Consider the following 16,352-nt stretch of genomic DNA (forward strand, 5'->3'; position numbering starts at 1 on the left):
TGCACGTAGGTTCTTGAAAACTTCACAAATCCATCATCGTACCGTTCTGCATCGACTTTAGAAGCTTCAGCCATGCAATCCGTCGCGCTGCGGCGGAGCGCACCTCCACTGTATTGGCTGACGACATGGCGATGGACAACAGCGCTGCCCCGGACCCGTCCCGGCGCTTCGGCATCAAGGCGAAGATGCTGGTGGCCTTCGGCGCGGTCGGCGCCCTGCCTTGCGCCGCCGCCATCATCGGCTGGCTGTCCTATGGCGCGGTGAAGGACCATGTGGCGGACATCACCGGGGTGCAGGTGCCCTTGCTGGGCGCCGCCCACGGGCTGGCGACCACGACCGCGCGGGTGATGGCGCTCGGCCCCCTGATCGACGCCGCGGCCTCGCCCGACGGCTTGGCCCGCCTGCGAGCGGAGGTGGACGCGCAGCGCGCCGCGCTGAAGCGGCAAACGGCGACGCTCACTGCCATTGACGCCAACGGCGAGGGTTTCGCCGGTATGGGAGCGACCGCGCAGTCGCTGTTGGCGAACATCGACGCGTTGGCCGTCGCCACCGGCCGCCGGCTCGAGCTGCGCGAACGACGCGCCACCCGGCTGGTGGATCTGAGCGACGCCCACGCGCGCCTGCTCGCCGCGCTGGAGCCGCGGATGCAGCGCTCCAAGCAGAACCTGGAACAGTCCATCGGTTCCATGGTGGACGTCGCGGCACAGCAGACCTCCATCATTGGGGAGGAGTTGGGCCAGACGGTCCTGCCGTTGTTCCAGCTGCGCGGCGCTGCGGCGGCCTTGACCAAGTCGCTGCTGATCGGCGCTTACGAAACCGACCGGTCCAAGGTCATGTCGCTGTCCACCGACTTCGACTCCGCGGTGTCGGACGTGCAGGGCGCGCTGCGGCCGCTCGCGTCGAACGAGGACGCCGCCCCCGTGGTGCAGGCGATCCGCGCGCTGACCGCCTACGGTGACGGCGACCGCAGCGTCTACACCCGGCGCGTCCGCCAACTCGACCCCGGCGTCTCGGCGGCGGAGGCCCGCAGCCTCGCCGAGGGGCTGGCGCGGAGCGTGGACGACATCGTCCAGCTGGACGGCACCGCCAACACGCGGATGCTGCCGCTGATGCTGAACTCGCGCACGCGCATCGCCGACACCAGCGGGGCCATCGAGCAGCGCGTGCAGGAGCTGTCGACCACCGTCGTCCCCGCCGCGCAGCAGAGCTACATCACACTGAGCGGCCTGCTCGCCAAGGCGAACCTGCTGGCCGGCAAGCTGGCGGAGGCCGGCGACGCCGACAGCCCGCGGCGTCTGAATGAGGCCCGCCGCGCCCTGGACACCATCGCCGCGACGATCCGCGACGGCGTCGGCGCCCTGTCGGAGGAGGAGGGGGCGGCCGTCCGCCCGCTGGCCGACCGGCTCCTGGCGCTTGGCTTCGGGCCGGAGGGGATCCTGGCGCTGCGCCAGGGGGAACTGGAGGCCTACGCCGAGAACGCGCGCCTGAATGAACGCAACCAAGCCGCCGCCAGTGCCCTGTCGGCGACCGTCGACGGGCTGGTCCGGCGCGCGGAGCAGGCCACCGCCCGCGGGGCTCAGGACACACAAGCGGCGTTGGAGCGGACCAACGACATCCAGATGCTGCTCGCCACCGTCGGCGTGCTGCTGTCGGCGCTGATCGTCTGGCTCTACGTCGGGCGCCGCATCGTCGGCCGGCTGGAAAGCCTGGCCGCCGCCATGCGCCGGGTCGCCCGCGGCGACCTGACGGTCGATGTGCCGAAGTCGGGCCCAAAATTTGGTGGGGACGAGATCACCGACATGGCGGAGGCGCTGGACGTCTTCATCGCCAACGCCCGCGCCATGGACGACGCCCACCGCCGCGTGGAAGAGGAGCGACGCAGCGCCGCGCAGCAGCGCCGCGCCGGCATGCTGGAAATCGCCGACCAGTTCGAGAGCAACGTGCTGGCCAGCGTCGAAACCCTGGCCGGCGCCGCCCGGGCCATGGCCGACCGCGCCCGCTCGCTCACGTCCATCGCCACCAACGCCAGCGACCGCGCCACCGCCGCCATGGAGGTGTCGGCCGAGATGTCCGCCGGCATCCAGCAGGTGGCCGTCGCCGCGGCCTAGATTTCAAACTCCATCGCCGAGATCAGCAAGCGCACCGGCGAATCCGCCCGCATCATCGGCGACACCGCCGCGGGGGCGGAGCGGGTCAAGGGCACGGTCAGCGACCTGTCGCAGGCCGCCGGCGCCATCGGCGCCGTGGTCGACCTGATCGAGAGCATCGCCGGCCAGACCAACCTGCTGGCGCTGAACGCCACCATCGAGGCGGCGCGCGCGGGGGAGGCCGGCAAGGGCTTTGCGGTCGTGGCGGGCGAGGTGAAGCACCTCGCCTCCCAGACGGCCAGCGCCACGGCCGACATCGCCCGCCAGATCGCCGCCACCCAGGACGCCAGCCGCCAGACCGCCGACGAGGTGGAGGGGATGGCGGACAGCGTCCAGCGCATCGAAGGCAACGCGTCCGCCATCGCCGCGGCCATCGAAGAGCAGGCGGCGATCACGTCCGGCATCGTCGAGGTGTCGCACAAGGTGGCCGCCGGCACCCAGGCGGCGTCGGAGCACGTTGCCGGCCTGTCGGAATCGGCGGCCGTCGTGCGGGCGCAGGCCGGCGACGTGCTGGAGGTCGCCGAAAGCCTGTCGCGCGAGGCGACCACGCTCGGTTCGTCCGTGCACCTCTTCCTGCAGGAGATCCGCGCGGCGCGCTGACCGGGCGCCGGAGAGCCAACTGTATTCATAAAACTGACACGGAACCGCAACAGACGAGTCACGGCCGTTCGCTATCGTCGCACGCGTTCGAAATGGACGGCGAAACGGACGGGCGGACCGGTCATGGCGTCAGCCGATCTCACCACCAGCCGATCTCACCAAACGTCCAAATCAATCGGGAGCTTTGTCGTGAACATCAAGACCTCGGCGTATCTGCGCTCGGCCGCCTTCGGCGTTCTGGCCGTGATCACCGCGTCCACCGCCGCCGTCGCCACGGCGCAGGCCGCCGACATCTCCGGCGCCGGCGCCACCTTCCCGTACCCGATCTACGCGAAGTGGGCGGACGCCTACAAGAAGGAGACGGGCGTCGGGCTGAACTACCAGTCCATTGGCTCGGGCGGCGGCATCAAGCAGATCAAGGCCAAGACCGTCACCTTCGGCGCGTCCGACATGCCGCTGAAGCCGGAGGAGCTGGACGAGGCCGGCCTCGTGCAGTTCCCGATGATCATGGGCGGCGTCGTCCCGGTCGTGAACCTGAAGGGCGTCACCGCCGGCGCCATCAAGCTGAGCGGCACGGTGCTGGCCAACATCTACATGGGCGAGGTCAAGAAGTGGAACGATGAGCAGATCAAGGCGCTGAACCCCGGCGTCAACCTGCCGAACACCGCCATCGCCCCGGTCTACCGCTCCGACGGGTCGGGCACGAACTTCCTGTTCACCGATTACCTGTCGAAGACCAGCCCGAAGTTCCTGACGCAGATCGGCGCCAACACCTCCGTCCAGTGGCCGGCCGGCATCGGCGCCAAGGGCAACGAGGGCGTCGCCAACATGGTCAAGCAGACCGAGGGCGCCGTCGGCTACGTCGAGTACGCCTACGCCAAGCAGAACAACATCCCCTTCATCGCCCTGCAGAACAAGGACGGCAAGGTCGTCGAGCCGAAGATCGAGGCGTTCCAGGCCGCGGCCGCCAACGCCGACTGGGCCAACGCCAAGGGCTACTACGTCATCCTGACGAACGAGCCGGGTGCGGCCAGCTGGCCGATCACCGGCGCCAGCTTCATCCTGCTGCACAAGCAGCCGCAGGACGCCGCCGCCACCGAGGCCGCCCTGAAGTTCTTCAGCTGGGCCTACAAGAGCGGCGCCCAGGCGGCCACCGCGCTCGACTACGTCCCGATGCCGGACAACGTCGTGGCGATGGTCCAGAAGACCTGGGCCGAGCAGATCAAGGCCGACGGCAAGGCGGTCTGGACCGCCGCGGCCAAGTAAGCGCGCGGACGGTGTGAGGACATGGGGGAGGGCGGCGGTTCGCCGTCCTCCCCGCTTGCCTGTTGTGGAGCCGCTATGACCGAGATTGCCTTGGACCTGTCCGAAGACGTGACCGTCCTGCGCCGCGCCCGACGCCAGCGCCTGCAGGACGTAGCGTTCCGCACGGCCACCCTTTTCTTCGCTGTGCTGGTGTTGCTCATTCTTGGCGGCGTCGCCGTCGCGCTGATCGACGGCGCCATGCCGGCCATCCGCGCCTTCGGCGTCGGCTTCGTCACGACCGAGGTCTGGAACCCGGTGACCGACCAGTTCGGCGCGCTGGCCCCGATCTACGGCACGCTGGTCACCGCGGCCATCGCCATGCTGGTGGGCATTCCCGTCAGCTTCGGCATCGCCCTGTTCATCACCGAGATGTGCCCGACCTGGCTGAAGCGCCCGCTCGGCATCGCCATCGAGCTTCTGGCCGGCATTCCCAGCATTATTTATGGCATTTGGGGCCTGTTCGTCTTCGCCCCCTTCATGCAGTCGACGGTGCAGCCCTTCCTGATCGATACGGTGGGCCAGCTGCCGGTCCTTGAGAACATTTTCATGGGCCCGCCTTATGGCATCGGCGTCCTGACCGCCGGGCTGATCCTGGGCATCATGGTCCTGCCTTTCATCACCTCCATCACCCGCGACGTGTTCGAGACGGTGCCGCCGATGGTGCGCGAGAGCGCCTACGGCCTGGGCGCCACGACGTGGGAGGTGGTGTGGAACGTAGTGCTGCCCTACACCCGCACGGGCGTGGTCGGCGGCGTCATGCTTGGCCTCGGCCGCGCGCTGGGCGAGACCATGGCCGTCACCTTCGTGATCGGCAACGCGCACCGCATCAGCTCCTCCATCCTGGCGCCGGGCACGACGATTTCCGCCTCCATCGCCAACGAGTTCACCGAGGCGGTGGGCGACGTCTACACCTCGGCGCTGATCGCGATGGGCCTGATCCTCTTCTTCATCACCTTCGTGGTTCTGTCGGCGGCCAAGTTCATGCTGATCCGCCTGCAGCGCAAGGCGGGAGCCTGAGCCCATGAACGCCATCTACCTGCGCCGCAAGGCGGTCAACCGCGTCGCCCTGTCGCTGGCCCTGGGTGCGGCCGGCTTCGGCCTGTTCTGGCTCGTCGCCATCCTGTGGACGCTGCTGTTCAACGGGCTGTCGTCCATCAACCTTGCCCTGTTCACCGAGAACACCCCGCCGCCGGGCGGTGAGGGCGGCCTGCTGAACGCGATCTTCGGCAGCGTGGTGATGACCACCGTGGCGACCCTGGTCGGCACGCCCGTCGGCATCATGGCGGGCACCTATCTGGCGGAGTTCGGCCGCGGGGCGAAGCTGGCCGAGGTCGTGCGCTTCATCAACGACATCCTGCTGAGCGCGCCGTCCATTATGGTCGGCCTGTTCATCTATGAGGTGGTCGTCGTCCGCATGGGCCATTTCTCGGCCTGGGCTGGTGCCTTGGCGCTGGCGGTGATCGTCATCCCGGTCGTCGTCCGCACGACCGAGGACATGCTGAAGCTGGTGCCGAACAGCCTGCGCGAGGCGGCGGCGGCGCTGGGCGCCCCGCAGTGGAAGGTGATCACGCTGGTCGCCTACCGCGCGGCGCGCAACGGCATCATCACCGGCGTCCTGCTGGCCATCGCCCGCATCAGCGGCGAGACGGCGCCGCTGCTGTTCACCGCGCTGAACAACCAGTTCTGGAGCGCGGACATGAACGCGCCGATGGCCAACCTGCCGGTGGTCATCTTCCAGTACGCGATGTCGCCGTACGAGGACTGGCGCCAGCTGGCCTGGGGCGGCGCCCTGCTGATCACGGTGACCATCCTTCTTCTCAACATCGGCGCGCGGGTGCTCGCCGGCCTCGGCACGACGAGAAAGTGATCATGACCACGACCAACTTCGAACCGACCGGGACCCCTGGCCGCAACGCCGCCATCAATCCTGCCATTGCCATGTCGCCGACCGCGGGCCTTCCCGAAGGGCGCGTGGGCAACCGCAGCCGTGCCGGCTTGGCGGAGAAGATCAGCGTCCGCAACCTGGACTTCTATTACGACGGCTACCGGGCGCTGAAGGACATCTCGCTGCCGCTGTACGACCGCCAGGTCACCGCCTTCATCGGCCCGTCGGGCTGCGGCAAGTCCACGCTGCTGCGCATCCTGAACCGCATGTACGACCTGTACCCGAAGCAGAAGGCGACGGGCGAGGTGCTGCTGGACGGCAACAACATCCTGTCGCCCAAGCAGGATTTGAACCTGCTGCGCGCGCGCGTCGGCATGGTGTTCCAGAAGCCGACGCCCTTCCCGATGTCGATCTACGACAACATCGCGTTCGGCGTGCGCCTGTACGAGAAGCTGTCGAAGTCGGAGATGAACGACCGCATCGAGTACAGCCTGCGCCGCGCCGCCCTGTGGGACGAGGTGAAGGACAAGCTGCGGCAGAACGGCATGAGCCTGTCGGGCGGCCAGCAGCAGCGCCTGTGCATCGCCCGCGCCATCGCGGTGAAGCCGTCGGTCCTGCTGCTCGACGAGCCGACATCGGCGCTCGACCCCATCTCCACCGCCAAGTGCGAGGAGTTGGTGGACGAGCTGCGCTCCGACTACTGCATCGCCATCGTGACGCACAACATGCAGCAGGCGGCCCGCGTCTCCAACTTCACCGCCTTCATGTATCTGGGCGAGCTGATCGAGTTCGGTGACACCGAGAGCATCTTCACCAACCCGGCCAAGGAAAAGACGTCGGAGTACATCACCGGCCGCTTCGGCTGATCGGCGGTGAGCCGCGCCGTTTGTGGCGCGGCTCACAGCGGTGGAGGGCCTTGGGGCCTAGCGTCTCCTCACCCCGTCACGGTGAGGAGAGCCCGCCATGCACCATCGTCCCCAAACGCTTCGCATGCCCTATGCCCGCCCCTCTATCCGGCCGCGAGTCGGCCGGATGGGCTGGGCGATGATCGCCGCTTTGGCTGCCATGGTGGCGGTCATGATGCTCGTGTCCATGCCAACCATGTCTGGGCCCACCATGTCCGGGGGTGCGACGCACCCCGTGCCGCAGACCGCGTCCGTTTCGCCGCTCCGCGACGTGATCCCCGATTTCGGCGCCATGACCAACCCGGCCATGGAGCAGGACGGGCCGACCGCCACCGGCATGGACCACGTTCCGATCCTCAACGGCGCGCGGTGAATCGCTTTTGACGACACCGGGGCCGGATCGGCGGGCTTACGCCGCCGCTTCGGCCCCAACGGTCGTGTTGCTTTCCTGGGCGCCACCTTCCTGGGCAATTGTGTCCTTCAGCGCGGCGGCGAGTTGCCGGAAGGTCTCTTTGCGCCCGGACGTCCGGCGCCAGACGAGGCCGATCCGGCGGAACGGGCGGTCGGCGTCGAGCGGCCGCACCGTCAGGTCGAGCCCGCGCAGGATGCCTGAGTCGAGCGCCATCTGCGGCAGCAGCGTGATCCCCAGCCCATTCGCGACCATCTGGACCAGCGTGTGCAGGCTCGTTCCCTGGAACGCGGCGCTTTGCCGCGTGCCTTCCAGTGCGCAGGCGGCCAGCGCGTGGTCGCGCAGGCAGTGCCCGTCCTCCAGCAGCAGCAAATCCTCCGGCGCGACGTCCGACGGCCGTGCCGACGGCATGCGGGACAGCTTGTGGCCCGGCGGGCAGACGACCGAGAATCGGTCCTCCGCGATGTCGATCGACTCGACGTCGCCGGACGGGTAGGGCAGGGCCAGGATGGCGGCGTCCAGCTCCCCCGACTCGAGCCGGTCGAGCAGCCGAGCGGTCTGGTCTTCCCGCAGATAGAGCTTCAGCTTCGGGAAGGCGTCGCGCAGCGCCGGCATGACGCGCGGAATCAGGAACGGCCCGATGGTCGGGATCACGCCCAGATGCAGCGGCCCGGCCATGGCGTTGTCCACCGACCGCGCGACGTCCACCAGATCCTCTGCCCCCTTCAGCAATGTGCGGGCGCGCTCCGCGATCTCCCGCCCCAGTGGGGTGGGCAGGACGGAGCGCTTCGTGCGCTCCAGCAGCGGCGCGCCGAGCACGCTTTCCAACTCCTGGATGCCGGCGCTGAGGGTGGACTGGCTGACGAGGCAGGCCTCCGCCGCCTTGCCGAAATGGCAGCGGTCGACGACGGCGACGAGGTAGTGCAGCTGGCGCAGGGTGGGGAGCGGCTTCATGCATCGCAATATAATCGATTTTTCCGATCACTGCGATCAGTATTTTTCGTTTCCCTCGTTGGCCGAGAGACCCTAATTTCCGCAGCGTCAAACGACCAACGAGGGGGGAGCCGACGCACGGCGGGCCGCATTCAGGACGCCGGGCTGATGGTTGCTCCAATCAATATGACTGATGGAGAACACATGTCTTTGATCAACTCCGAAATTAAGCCGTTCAAGGCCACTGCTTTCAAGGGCGGCAAGTTCATCGACGTTTCCGACGCCGACCTGAAGGGCAAGTGGTCGGTGGTGTTCTTCTACCCGGCCGATTTCACCTTCGTCTGCCCGACCGAGCTTGAGGACCTGGCCGACAACTACGCCGAGTTCCAGAAGCTGGGCGTCGAGATCTACAGCGTCTCGACCGACACGCACTTCTCGCACAAGGCTTGGCACGACACTTCGCCGGCCATCGGCAAGATCGGCTACACGATGGTCGGTGATCCGACCGGCACGATCTCCCGCAACTTCGAAGTCATGATCGAGGAGAAGGGCCTGGCCGACCGCGGCACCTTCGTCGTCGACCCGGACGGCAAGATCCAGATCGTCGAGATCACGGCTGGCGGCATCGGCCGCGACGCCCGCGAGCTGCTCCGCAAGGTCAAGGCCGCCCAGTACGTCGCCTCCCACCCGGGCGAGGTCTGCCCGGCCAAGTGGGAAGAGGGTGAGAAGACGCTCGCCCCGTCGCTGGACTTGGTCGGCAAGATCTAAGTCCGCGATCGGTCCGCATCCACGCTGTTGGCATCAACCTTGTTGCCATAACGCTGTTGGATACCCTCCGGGCCCGGCGTCCGCCGGGTCCGGGGGCGGACCCCACTTGACCGCGCAACACCGTTTCGGGAGCCATCGCCGTGTTGGACAACAACGTCAAGGGCCAGCTCAAGGCCTATTTCGAACGCATCACGCAGCCCGTCGAACTGGTGGCATCCCTGGACGACGGCGCCAAGTCCAAGGACATGCTCGAACTCCTCCAGGAGATCGAGGCCCTGTCGGACAAGATCACCCTGCGGCGCGGCGACGACGCCCGCAAGCCGTCCTTCGCGATCAACCGCGCCGGCACCGACATCGGCGTGCGCTTCGCGGGCCTGCCCATGGGGCACGAGTTCAATTCGCTCATCCTCGCGCTGCTGCAGGTCGGCGGCCATCCGTCCAAGGAATCGGCCGACGTCATCGAGCAGGTGAAATCGCTTGAGGGCGAGTACGTCTTTGAAACCTATTTCTCGCTCACCTGCCAGAACTGCCCGGACGTGGTGCAGGCGCTGAACCTGATGAGCGTGCTCAACCCGCGGATCAAGCATGTCGCCATCGATGGCGCGCTGTTCCAGGGCGAGGTCGAGCAGCGCAAGATCATGGCCGTGCCCTCCATCTTCCTGAGCGGCGAGCCGTTCGGCCAGGGCCGTATGGGGCTGGAGCAGATCCTCGCCAAGATCGACACCGGCGCCTCGGCGCGCGACGCGGAGAAGATCAAGGCCAAGGACGCCTTCGACGTGCTGGTGATCGGCGGCGGCCCGGCCGGCGCCTCCGCGGCGATCTACGCCGCCCGCAAGGGCATCCGCACCGGCATCGCGGCGGAGCGCTTCGGCGGCCAGGTGCTGGACACCATGGGCATCGAGAACTTCATCTCCGTTTCGCACACCGAGGGGCCGAAGCTCGCCGCCGCGCTGGAGCAGCACGTCAAGGACTATGACGTGGACATCATGAACCTGCAGCGCGCCGAAGCCCTGATCCCGGCCTCGCAGCCCGGCGGGCTGACCGAGGTGCGGCTGGCCAACGGCGCCTCGCTGAAGGCGAAGACGGTGATCCTGTCCACCGGCGCCCGCTGGCGCCAGATGAACGTGCCGGGCGAGGACGAGTACCGCAACAAGGGCGTGGCCTACTGCCCGCACTGCGACGGCCCGCTGTTCAAGGGCAAGCGCGTGGCGGTGATCGGCGGCGGCAACTCCGGCGTCGAGGCAGCCATCGACCTGGCGGGCATCGTCGCGCATGTGACGCTGGTCGAGTTCGACAGCCAGCTGCGCGCCGACGAGGTGCTCCAGCGCAAGCTGCGCAGCCTGCCCAACGTGACGATCGTCACGTCGGGCCAGACCACCGAGGTGCTGGGCGACGGCAACAAGGTGACCGCCCTGGTCTACAAGGACCGCAACGGCGGCGCCCTGCACACGGTCGAGCTGGAAGGCATCTTCGTCCAGATCGGCCTCGTCCCCAACACCGAGTGGCTGAAGGGGACCATCGCCCTGACCCCGCGCGGCGAGATCGAGGTCGACGCCCGCGGCCAGACCTCCATCCCCGGCGTCTTCGCCGCCGGCGACGCGACCACGGTGCCGTACAAGCAGATCGTCATCGCGATGGGCGAGGGATCGAAGGCGGCCCTGTCGGCCTTCGACTTCCTGATCCGGTCCGTGCCGGTCGAGGCCGCCGCGGCGGCGTGAGGTATTGGGGGGTGGGTGGAAAGTGGTCGCGTTGGGCCCCCCTCCCAACCTCTCCCCATCTTCGACGGGGGGAGCAACCGTGTTTTCTGGGAGGTGGTGAGTGAACCGGGGGTGCTCCCTGTCAAGGCTCGCGCTGGCGCGCGCCCGCCCTGCGGGCGGCTGCGGCCTTGACCGGTCCGCGCCCCCGGTTCGCTGGGCTGGGCATGTGGTCGGCGGCGAGCGCCGACCGTCGGCCTCTAGGCGGTCTGCTCGTGCCAAGTTTGGTGGTGGGCGAGCATGGCGTTGAGGCGGACGAGCAGTTTGCGCATGCAGGCGACCAACGCCACCTTGGGCTTCTTGCCGCAGGCGATCAGTCGAGCATAGAACCGCGCCAGGACGCCGCGGCCACGGACGGCGCTGGTCAGCGTCGCCATATACAGCGCCCGGCGCACATCGGTGCGCCCGCCGGCGATGTGGCGCTCGCCATGGTGCTCGCCGCTGTCGGCGGCATAGGGCGCCACCCCCACCAGCGCGGCGATTTTGGCGCCGCTCAGTGCCCCCAATTCGGGCAGCCGAACCGCCAGGGTCGTCGCCGTCACCGGCCCAATGCCCGGGGCGCTCTGAAGCGCGGCGACGCGCTCTCCGAGCGCCCTGTCGGCCGCCACCCGCCGGGTGATGAGCGCTTCCACGGCGGCCACCGCCTGGTCCAACGCCGCGAGCGCGCCGCCGACGGTGGCCTCGGCCTCCCTCGGCAGGCCGACCGCCGCTTTGCGCAGATCGGCACTCTGATCGACCAACCGCCGGCGCAGACGCAGCAAGCCGGCCAACGCCTCCCGTCCGTGGTCGGGCGCCGTGGGCGGGCCGTCGATCAGGGTGGCGGTGAACTCGGCGATCAGCGGAGCATCGATGGCGTCCGACTTGGCACGCCGGCCCTTGGCCTTGGCAAAGTGGCGCACGCGGGCCGCATCGAGGACGTGAACGGCCAAGCCGGCCGCGCCCAGGTCGTCGCGGACCGGGCGCTCGTAGCCGCCGCTGGCCTCGACCCCGACGCGGGCGAGACCGCGCTCGCGGATCCAGGACGCCAGCGCGCTCCGCCCCTCCGAGGTGTTGGCGACGCGCAGGCGGGCCGGGCCGGGGAACAGGGCGGCATCGAGCCAATCCCGGCCACAATCGAGGCCGACAGACGGGATCAGGTGTGTCATCCTTGCGCTCCTTCCTTGTGCTGCGGGGTCACGCCCCAAGCAACCGTTCGGTCTCCAAGGAAGGTTGACCGCCCCAAGCTCCCCCACGGCTTTGAAGACGGGTTGGTAACGGGGTCGGTCAACCCGGCTGGCGCGCGGCCGCGCGCCAGCCGGGTTTCACTCTAATGCTGTTCCAACATACAAGGTTGGGAGGGGGGCCCAACGCCAGCACCTTCCATCCGCCTGCTACCCCCGCGCCAGCACCCGCCGCAGCGCGTCCATGCACTCCGGGTCGAACGCTCGCCCCTCCTCCTTCTCCATGATCTCCAGCGCTTTTTCCGCCGGCATGGGGCCGCGGTAGGGGCGGGCGGCGGTCAGGGCGTCGAAGACGTCGGCGACGGTCACGATGCGGGTGCCGAGTTCGATGCTCTCCCCCGTCAGGCCGCGCGGGTAGCCGCGGCCGTCCAGCCTTTCATGATGGGCGCCGCCGATGCGGGCGAGGTCCTCGAAGGCGCCGATGCGCGACAGGATGGTTTCGCTGAGCGCCGCGTGGCTGCGCATGGCGACCCATTCCTCCTCGTCGAGCTTGCCCGGCTTGTCGAGGATCTGGTTGCTGACGCCGAGCTTTCCGACATCGTGCAGCAGCGCCGCCCGCTTCAAACGCCGCGTCCGCGCACCGTCGAGGCCCAACTCCAAAGCGATTTGCTCGGTGTAGAAGGCGACGCGGTCGCTGTGGCCGCGGGTGTAGGGGCTCTTTGCGTCGACGATGTCTGCGAAGGCCTCCGCGATGTCGTCCAGGTAGGATTCGTCGGGGACCGTGTCGCGGCGCGCCGGCTCCAGCCGAAAGATCGCCTGCTCGACCTCGTCGGAGGCCAGGGTGGCCCAGAAGGCCGGATCGGCCGCGACCCGCTCCAGCGCGGCGACGACCTGGGGATCAAACCAAGTGCCGGACCGCCCGCGCACTTCCTTCAACGCGGCCTCCGGTCCGCCGCCGGTGTGGAAGACGTCCACGACCTGCGACAGGAGCGCGATGCGAGCGAAGAGGGGAATCGCCTCGCCCGTCAGGCCCGCCGGCTGCCCGTTCCCGTCCCAATGCTCGTCCAGCGCCTGGATCGCCTGGGCCACCGCCTCCGAGAAGCGCAGGCGGCGGGCGATGTCGGCGCCGCGCTGGCAGCGCGTCTCGATCAGCTCCTGCGCGATCTCCCCGCCGTTGCGGACGATGTTCAGCACCGCGCGAAAGCGCTCCGCCAGGCTGGACTGAAGGCCGGTGTGCGACAGAACGAAGCCCAGCACCTGCGGCAGGCCGCTGCCGACGGTCTTGAAGTCGCGTTTGAACCCGATGTCGTCGCTGAGATAGAGCTGGCAGATGCGCGCGGCGTTGCTGCTGCAGCCGAGATCCTTCAGCAGGATCGCGTAGTAGAGGTCGTCCATCGCCGCGTCGTCGAGGCCGAGCGCGCGCCCGATGTGCACGCCGATCCAGCAGCAGCGCACGCAGTGCCCCGGCGGCTGCCCCTCGGTCAGGTCGATCGCATGGCTGAGCGCGCCCAGGATCTCCGACAGTGGAACCGCTTCGGGCGGGGCCGTTCTTGTGTCCTGCGCGCTGATCGACGCATTAACCACGATATTCCTGCGGGCTCGTGTTGACTTCAGAAGCTCGCCACCAAGATAGCCTTTTGAGAAAGATTGGAATAAGTCCAAAATCTATGGACGGCGCAAACAATCGCGGGCGCATCACGGGATCGTGTTCACGACGTGATTCGCCGTTGAAGCGCCACCGGAGTAGCGTGTCCATCGTGGACATTTGCCCATGATGGATTGGGGGGAGTTGGTCGCATGTTGTTGAAGGTCCGCGCCGCGTCGGAAGCCCGCGAGGACGAGGTCACGCCCCGCGCGCTGTTCCTGTCCCGCCGTTCGGTTATTGCGGGGGGCGCTGCTGCCCTGGCGGTCGGCGGCATGGCCCCGCTGCTGTCCGGCCCGGCCTTCGCCGCCCTTGATGCGAAGACGACGATCCAGCCGCCGGACGCCAAGTTGGACGCGGTTACGCCGCAGAAGTCGGCGACGACCTACAACAACTTCTATGAATTCGGCACCGGCAAGACCGATCCGTCCGAATACGCCGGCACGCTGAAGACCCGCCCGTGGGAGGTCGTCGTCGACGGCGAGGTGGGCAAGCCAATGACCTTCGGCATCGAGGACCTGCTGAAGTTCCCGCTGGAAGAGCGCATCTACCGCCTGCGCTGCGTGGAGGCCTGGTCGATGGTCATCCCCTGGGTCGGCTTCCCGCTGGCGGAACTGCTGAAGCGGGTGGAGCCGACCGGGTCGGCCAAGTACGTCGCCTTTCGGACCCTGCACGACCCGGCACAGATGCCGGGCCAGCGGCTGGGCGTGCTGAACTGGCCTTACACCGAGGGGCTGCGGCTGGACGAGGCCATGCACCCGCTCGCCATCCTGGCCGTGGGCATGTACGGCGACGTGTTGCCGAACCAGAGCGGCGCGCCGATCCGGCTGGTTGTGCCGTGGAAGTACGGCTTCAAGTCGATCAAGTCCATCGTGCGCATCACGGTGACGAAGGACCAGCCGCCAACCGCCTGGAACCGCTCCCAGCCCTTCGAATACGGCTTCTACGCCAACGTGAACCCGGACGTGGACCACCCGCGCTGGAGCCAGGCGAACGAGCGCCGCGTCGGCGACTTTTTCCGGCGCAAGACCTTGGCATTCAATGGCTATGGCGAGGAAGTCGCGTCGCTCTACTCCGGTATGGACCTGCGGAAGTATTTCTGAGATGGCAACCGGACTCAGGGCGATCGGACTTAGGGCGACCATTTCGACGGCGCTGATGTCGCGCTGGGCGAAGCCAGCGGTGTTTGTGGCGGCCCTGCTGCCCATGGCCTGGACCTTCTGGCTCGCCGGCACCGGCGGGCTGGGGGCGGAGCCGATCGCGGAGGGCGTGCGGCAGACCGGCCTGTGGGCGCTGCGCTTCCTGCTCATCGCGCTGGCGGTGACGCCGCTGCGGCAACTGACCCGCGTGCCGGCGCTGGCGCGCTTCCGGCGCATGATCGGGCTGTTCGCCTTCGCCTACGCGCTGCTCCATGTGCTGACTTATGTGGGCATCGACCAATTCTTCGACTGGGGCGCGGTGTGGAAGGACATCGTCAAGCGCCCCTACATCACCGTCGGCATGGGCGCCTTCGTGATCCTGACCGCGCTGGCAGCGACCTCCACCAACGGCATGGTAAAGCGGCTGGGCGGGCGGCGCTGGCGCGCGCTGCACAAGACGGTGTTCGCCGCCGGGCTGGCCGGCTGCTTCCATTACGTGATGCTGGTGAAGGGCTGGCAGATCCCGCCCTTCGTCTACCTCGCGGTGTTCGGCGGTCTGGTCGCCTTGCGGCTGGCCTGGACCTCCCCCTGGAGGATAGCGGTCGGCGCCGGCCGGCAGCCTATCTTCAGTCGCTCTGGAGGCGACTGAGCCGGGGAGTGATGCGGGCACGCGTGATCGTCAACAAGGGCGGCGGAACGGTCAAGGGATCGGGCGCTGATGAACTGGCCGAACAGCTGAGGGACCTTTTCCAGCAGAAGGGCGTCGAGGCCTCCATCATCATGGCCTCGGGTGACGAGCTGCGGCAGGCCATGGAGACGGCCCGGCTGGAGGCGGAAATGGGCCGGCTGGATGCGGTTGTGGTGGGCGGCGGCGACGGCACGATCAGCGCTGCGGCGGGCGTGCTCGCCGGCAGCGGGGTTCCGCTGGGCGTACTGCCGCTCGGGACGCTCAATCACTTCGCCAAGGATCTGGGGCTGCCGCTGGACCTGGAAGGGGCGGTGGGCGTGATCGCCAAAGGGGCGGTGCGCGCCGTGGACGTGGCGGAGGTCAACGGCCGCGTCTTCGTGAACAATTCCTCCATCGGCCTTTACGCCGAGATGGTGGCGGACCGGGAGCGGCAGCAGGACGACGCCGGGCGCGGCAAGTGGCCGGCGCTGGCCATCGCCGGCCTGCGGGTGCTGCGACGCTTTCCCCTGCGGCGGCTGTCCATCTGTGCGGAGGGCTGGACGCGGCCCTGCAAGACGCCCTTTGTCTTCGTCGGCAACAACAGCTACGACCTCAGCCTGTTCAACCCCGGCGGTCGAGCGGCGCTGGACCGGGGCGAGCTGTGCCTCTACGTGCTGGATCACCGCAGCCCCTGGGGGCTGCTCTGGCTCGGCGTCCGGGCCGCCGTGGGGCGGCTGGACCAGGAACGGGACTTTGACCGGATGGCGGTGAAGGACGTCGAAATCCGCTCCGACGCCCACCATCTGTGGGTCTCATTGGACGGGGAGGTGGAGAAGCTGCGCCCACCCCTGCGCTACCGCACCCGGCCGAAGGCACTCCGCGTCCTCGCGGCCGGGACCTAAAGCGAATTTGCATTCGCTTTAGCAGGATGCGGAAAAACGGGCCGATGCAGCGCCTTCGCCTCTGCTGAGGCTTGAAGATGGCGTTTTGAACGCCCGTTTTGGTCGGGATGGAGCGTTTTTCCTCGCTCCGAGGCTC

The 16,352-nt window shown here is 68.2% G+C and carries 15 protein-coding genes; 12 read left to right on the plus strand and 3 right to left on the minus strand.

The features are described 5' to 3' along the window. Window positions 1-131: 131 nt before the first annotated feature. The 7 genes from M2351_RS37100 to M2351_RS37130 all read left to right on the plus strand — a co-directional run bounded on the left by M2351_RS37100 (window position 132) and on the right by M2351_RS37130 (window position 7,215). Window positions 132-2,108, plus strand: coding sequence for a HAMP domain-containing protein (locus tag M2351_RS37100; RefSeq protein ID WP_264660996.1), 1,977 nt, complete (start codon window positions 132-134; stop codon window positions 2,106-2,108). A gap of 135 nt (window positions 2,109-2,243) precedes the next feature. Continuing rightward, the gene (locus M2351_RS37105; RefSeq protein WP_319801965.1) at window positions 2,244-2,747 is read left to right on the plus strand and encodes a methyl-accepting chemotaxis protein; all 504 of its coding nucleotides are present in this window, start codon (window positions 2,244-2,246) and stop codon (window positions 2,745-2,747) included. Window positions 2,748-2,936: 189 nt separating this feature from the next. Beyond that, window positions 2,937-4,013, plus strand: coding sequence for a phosphate ABC transporter substrate-binding protein PstS (gene pstS, locus M2351_RS37110; protein ID WP_264660997.1), 1,077 nt, complete (start codon window positions 2,937-2,939; stop codon window positions 4,011-4,013). A gap of 75 nt (window positions 4,014-4,088) precedes the next feature. Beyond that, the gene (gene pstC / locus M2351_RS37115; protein WP_264660998.1) at window positions 4,089-5,069 is read left to right on the plus strand and encodes a phosphate ABC transporter permease subunit PstC; all 981 of its coding nucleotides are present in this window, start codon (window positions 4,089-4,091) and stop codon (window positions 5,067-5,069) included. Window positions 5,070-5,073: 4 nt separating this feature from the next. Continuing rightward, on the plus strand, window positions 5,074-5,919 hold the full coding sequence (gene pstA / locus M2351_RS37120) for a phosphate ABC transporter permease PstA (RefSeq protein WP_209766500.1): 846 nt from the start codon (window positions 5,074-5,076) through the stop codon (window positions 5,917-5,919). 71 nt (window positions 5,920-5,990) lie between these two features. Beyond that, the gene (pstB, locus tag M2351_RS37125) at window positions 5,991-6,803 is read left to right on the plus strand and encodes a phosphate ABC transporter ATP-binding protein PstB (protein ID WP_264662411.1); all 813 of its coding nucleotides are present in this window, start codon (window positions 5,991-5,993) and stop codon (window positions 6,801-6,803) included. 97 nt (window positions 6,804-6,900) lie between these two features. Next, window positions 6,901-7,215 carry a hypothetical protein gene (locus M2351_RS37130; protein WP_264660999.1) on the plus strand — a complete coding sequence of 105 codons (315 nt, stop codon included), beginning with the start codon at window positions 6,901-6,903 and terminating at the stop codon, window positions 7,213-7,215. A 36-nt stretch (window positions 7,216-7,251) separates the two neighbouring features. Here M2351_RS37130 and M2351_RS37135 read toward each other — a convergent pair whose 3' ends face one another. Next, complete coding sequence (locus tag M2351_RS37135) at window positions 7,252-8,205, minus strand: hydrogen peroxide-inducible genes activator (protein WP_264661000.1); 954 nt, start codon at window positions 8,203-8,205, stop codon at window positions 7,252-7,254. Between the two features lie 183 nt (window positions 8,206-8,388). On the opposite strand from M2351_RS37135, the gene ahpC reads away from it, so the two are divergent. Beyond that, window positions 8,389-8,952: an alkyl hydroperoxide reductase subunit C gene (gene ahpC / locus M2351_RS37140; RefSeq protein WP_264661001.1), complete on the plus strand. Its 564-nt coding sequence runs from the start codon at window positions 8,389-8,391 to the stop codon at window positions 8,950-8,952. Between the two features lie 140 nt (window positions 8,953-9,092). Beyond that, window positions 9,093-10,670, plus strand: coding sequence for an alkyl hydroperoxide reductase subunit F (gene ahpF / locus M2351_RS37145; protein ID WP_264661002.1), 1,578 nt, complete (start codon window positions 9,093-9,095; stop codon window positions 10,668-10,670). Between the two features lie 236 nt (window positions 10,671-10,906). On the opposite strand, the gene M2351_RS37150 is transcribed toward ahpF, so the two are convergent. Both M2351_RS37150 and M2351_RS37155 read right to left on the minus strand, forming a co-directional pair. Continuing rightward, window positions 10,907-11,851, minus strand: coding sequence for an IS110 family RNA-guided transposase (locus M2351_RS37150; protein WP_264655227.1), 945 nt, complete (start codon window positions 11,849-11,851; stop codon window positions 10,907-10,909). A gap of 225 nt (window positions 11,852-12,076) precedes the next feature. Continuing rightward, on the minus strand, window positions 12,077-13,450 hold the full coding sequence (locus tag M2351_RS37155; RefSeq protein ID WP_264661003.1) for an HD-GYP domain-containing protein: 1,374 nt from the start codon (window positions 13,448-13,450) through the stop codon (window positions 12,077-12,079). Between the two features lie 213 nt (window positions 13,451-13,663). Here M2351_RS37155 and msrP point away from each other — a divergent pair, with 213 nt between their 5' ends. The 3 genes from msrP to M2351_RS37170 are packed head-to-tail and all read left to right on the plus strand — an operon-like array spanning window position 13,664 to window position 16,216. Further along, window positions 13,664-14,611 carry a protein-methionine-sulfoxide reductase catalytic subunit MsrP gene (msrP, locus tag M2351_RS37160; protein WP_264661004.1) on the plus strand — a complete coding sequence of 316 codons (948 nt, stop codon included), beginning with the start codon at window positions 13,664-13,666 and terminating at the stop codon, window positions 14,609-14,611. A gap of 1 nt (window position 14,612) precedes the next feature. Further along, complete coding sequence (locus M2351_RS37165) at window positions 14,613-15,296, plus strand: protein-methionine-sulfoxide reductase heme-binding subunit MsrQ (protein ID WP_406567488.1); 684 nt, start codon at window positions 14,613-14,615, stop codon at window positions 15,294-15,296. 11 nt (window positions 15,297-15,307) lie between these two features. After that, entirely contained in the window at window positions 15,308-16,216 is a 909-nt protein-coding gene (locus M2351_RS37170; protein WP_264661005.1) for a diacylglycerol/lipid kinase family protein, read from the plus strand. Window positions 16,217-16,352: the final 136 nt, after the last annotated feature.

Source organism: Azospirillum canadense (genome assembly GCF_025961225.1).
Lineage (GTDB): Bacteria > Pseudomonadota > Alphaproteobacteria > Azospirillales > Azospirillaceae > Azospirillum > Azospirillum canadense.

What these genes read in the sequence shown, in the direction of transcription:
- M2351_RS37100 (WP_264660996.1), top strand. Translation starts at nt 132, where the DNA reads ATGGACAACAGCGCTGCCCCGGACCCGTCCCGGCGCTTCGGCATCAAG.
- pstC (WP_264660998.1), top strand. Translation starts at nt 4,089, where the DNA reads ATGACCGAGATTGCCTTGGACCTGTCCGAAGACGTGACCGTCCTGCGC.
- pstA (WP_209766500.1), top strand. Translation starts at nt 5,074, where the DNA reads ATGAACGCCATCTACCTGCGCCGCAAGGCGGTCAACCGCGTCGCCCTG.
- pstB (WP_264662411.1), top strand. Translation starts at nt 5,991, where the DNA reads ATGTCGCCGACCGCGGGCCTTCCCGAAGGGCGCGTGGGCAACCGCAGC.
- M2351_RS37130 (WP_264660999.1), top strand. Translation starts at nt 6,901, where the DNA reads ATGCACCATCGTCCCCAAACGCTTCGCATGCCCTATGCCCGCCCCTCT.
- M2351_RS37135 (WP_264661000.1), bottom strand. Translation starts at nt 8,205, where the DNA reads ATGAAGCCGCTCCCCACCCTGCGCCAGCTGCACTACCTCGTCGCCGTC.
- ahpC (WP_264661001.1), top strand. Translation starts at nt 8,389, where the DNA reads ATGTCTTTGATCAACTCCGAAATTAAGCCGTTCAAGGCCACTGCTTTC.
- M2351_RS37150 (WP_264655227.1), bottom strand. Translation starts at nt 11,851, where the DNA reads ATGACACACCTGATCCCGTCTGTCGGCCTCGATTGTGGCCGGGATTGG.
- msrP (WP_264661004.1), top strand. Translation starts at nt 13,664, where the DNA reads ATGTTGTTGAAGGTCCGCGCCGCGTCGGAAGCCCGCGAGGACGAGGTC.
- M2351_RS37165 (WP_406567488.1), top strand. Translation starts at nt 14,613, where the DNA reads ATGGCAACCGGACTCAGGGCGATCGGACTTAGGGCGACCATTTCGACG.
- M2351_RS37170 (WP_264661005.1), top strand. Translation starts at nt 15,308, where the DNA reads ATGCGGGCACGCGTGATCGTCAACAAGGGCGGCGGAACGGTCAAGGGA.